Here is a 2,329-nt window from a genome sequence, read left to right as displayed (position 1 = left end):
TATGGCTTCCTTCAGACCCCACCGTTGGCCAGTGACGCCCTTGCCATTCAGATTATCTTCCCCTTAGTCAGGGTGATAAGGCATCTTTCAGCCTATCGGGTTTGCCAGCTTCGCTGGGCAAACAAAACAAAAAAAGAGCCGAAGCTCTTTTTTAATAATTGTTAACTGTATTTAAACGCTATAAAAACTGAATTTATTTTTTTGTCACATCATTTGGATGTTCCACGCCAATCCATGCTTTGAATAGTGCTTTTTGCTGTGGCGTTGCCTCTTTATCAGCAACTACTTTTTTAGGCTTATCGAAATCTTCTGATAATACTAATGTTAAGCTTTCAAGTGCATCGCGACGAAGATAGTCAACGGTTACTTTGTCGCCTGCCTTAAACGTTTCTAGGCTAGTTTTTAAATCTTTACCTACGTGATGTTTGTTTATAGCGACAATTTTATCATCGGTAGTTAAACCCGCTTTCCACGCACTGCCACCACGGCGTACATAACTTAACGTCAGTAATTCACCCGTATTTTTGGCGGTAGCATCAATACTTGCAAGTGCTTTTGCTTTTTCAGGACGCTCAAACTTTAAACCTACTTTAGTAAGTAAATCGTCAAAGTTAATACTTGCAGGCGACTCTACATTTTCTTGCCACCAGCTTGAATAATCACGTCCTGTTAAATCTTTTAAGATATTAAGTACATCTGTATCTGTAAATCCAGCGGGCATTTTATGATTGTTATAAAGTGCTTTGTGCACGTCGCGATAGCTTATTTTACCTTGGCTTTTTTCTAGTAAGTCAATATCTAAAGCAAGTGAAAGTAACAAACCTTCTGAATAAATATTGGTGCTGTAGTTACGTGCGTGATCGCCACCTTGATTAATCCATTTATCAAAGCTTGTTTCGCTTGCGCTTTGCACTTCACGGCCCGGTGTTTGCAAATGACGGTTAATGGTTTTACTCATTACTTTAAAAAATTCATCTGTTGTTTGAATGCCTGAGCGCACTAATAAATGATCTTCAAAGTAACTTGTTGAACCTTCTGCAATCCACAGCAGTTTTGAATAGTTCATATTAGTGTAATCGTATGGCACTAAACCTTGAGGGCGATATGCTTTAACATTCCATGTATGAACAAACTCATGCGCAGCGGTGCTAATAAAACCTAAGTAATCTTCGCGGCTACCAAATCGGTCACGTGGTCGTTGAATAATTGTTGAGTTTAAATGCTCTGTTGCACCACCAGCACCTGATGTTGCATGCACCATAAATACATAACGCTCATAAGGATAGCCATCCCAAATTACATTACCCGTGGCAACTAATTTTTTAAGATCGGTAAGCATTAGCTCTACATCGTAGTTACCATCGCCCCAAACAACTAAGTCGTATTCACGCCCTTCTACTTCAAATGTGTGCAGTTGATTAATACCCGTTTCGATTGGTGAATCAACAAGTACGTCGTAATCGGCTGCTTTAAATGAGTTTTTGCCTTTAAAATTGTCCATACCCGATACAGAACGCCACTTTTTAGGTACGTCTAAATTAACGGTTACAGGCTCTTGGCGAAACGAGTCACTAAACATAAAAAAGCCTGATGCATCTATAAATGCATGGCTGTCGTCAATGTGGCGAGCACGTTTACCAAGTTCATTTGCGTACACTTGGTAGTCAACATTTACTTCTGTAGGCTCATTAAGATGTACACGCCATGTACTGTGATCTATTTTTTCCCATTTTAGTTCTTTGCCATCTTCGTCTTTGGCTTTGAAGTAGCGAATGCCATTTGCAAGGTTTAACATTTCGTAGCGACCCGTGCGCCACGCAGGAAGTTTTATATCAAGGTGTGATTGCGCTGTTTTTGGAAACTCAACGCTTACATCACCTAAATGATGCTGTGGTTGCGAAATTTCTAAAGAATAATTTACATCGGCAAATACAGGCGCTGAACATGCAGCTAAAATTGAAAGGGCTAATAACTTTTTCATAGAGACTCTTAGTGGAAACTTAATTGCTTACAAGACTAACAAGCCCCTATTTAAAAGTGAATTAAATACGATAAATGACCCTATATACGAGTTTATAAGTAGTAGCTTATTAAAATTTCTAAGTTTTTTACTAGGGCGTGTTGATCTTTGTGGTATGAAAAACAAACAGCATGAAGATAAGGTATAATTGAATTCGCCAGAAAACTTTACACCGAACCTACATGCCAAGATTAATGTTAACAGACGGGACATGGAATGTCTTATCAAAAGTAATGTACTTAAGTGGTCGAATTTATAATAAGCCCGACCATAGAAAAACGCTCGAAGGCATACTGTATAAGATGCGCA

Annotated in this window: 1 protein-coding gene and 1 pseudogene; one reads left to right on the top strand and one right to left on the bottom strand. The window is 38.9% G+C overall.

What is annotated here, in order from left to right:
• Positions 1-193 precede the first annotated feature (193 nt).
• Positions 194-1,981 carry a PDZ domain-containing protein gene (locus QL998_RS20525; RefSeq protein ID WP_290193384.1) on the bottom strand — a complete coding sequence of 596 codons (1,788 nt, stop codon included), beginning with the start codon at positions 1,979-1,981 and terminating at the stop codon, positions 194-196.
• Between the two features lie 221 nt (positions 1,982-2,202).
• Here QL998_RS20525 and QL998_RS20520 point away from each other — a divergent pair.
• Positions 2,203-2,329: pseudogene (locus QL998_RS20520) on the top strand (IS5/IS1182 family transposase); the annotation flags it as partial.

Origin of the sequence: Pseudoalteromonas sp. APC 3691 (genome assembly GCF_030408135.1) — a bacterium.
Classification (GTDB): domain Bacteria; phylum Pseudomonadota; class Gammaproteobacteria; order Enterobacterales; family Alteromonadaceae; genus Pseudoalteromonas.
The sequence above is the reverse complement of the archived record's forward strand: the minus strand, read 5'-3'. Positions and strand labels throughout refer to the sequence as shown.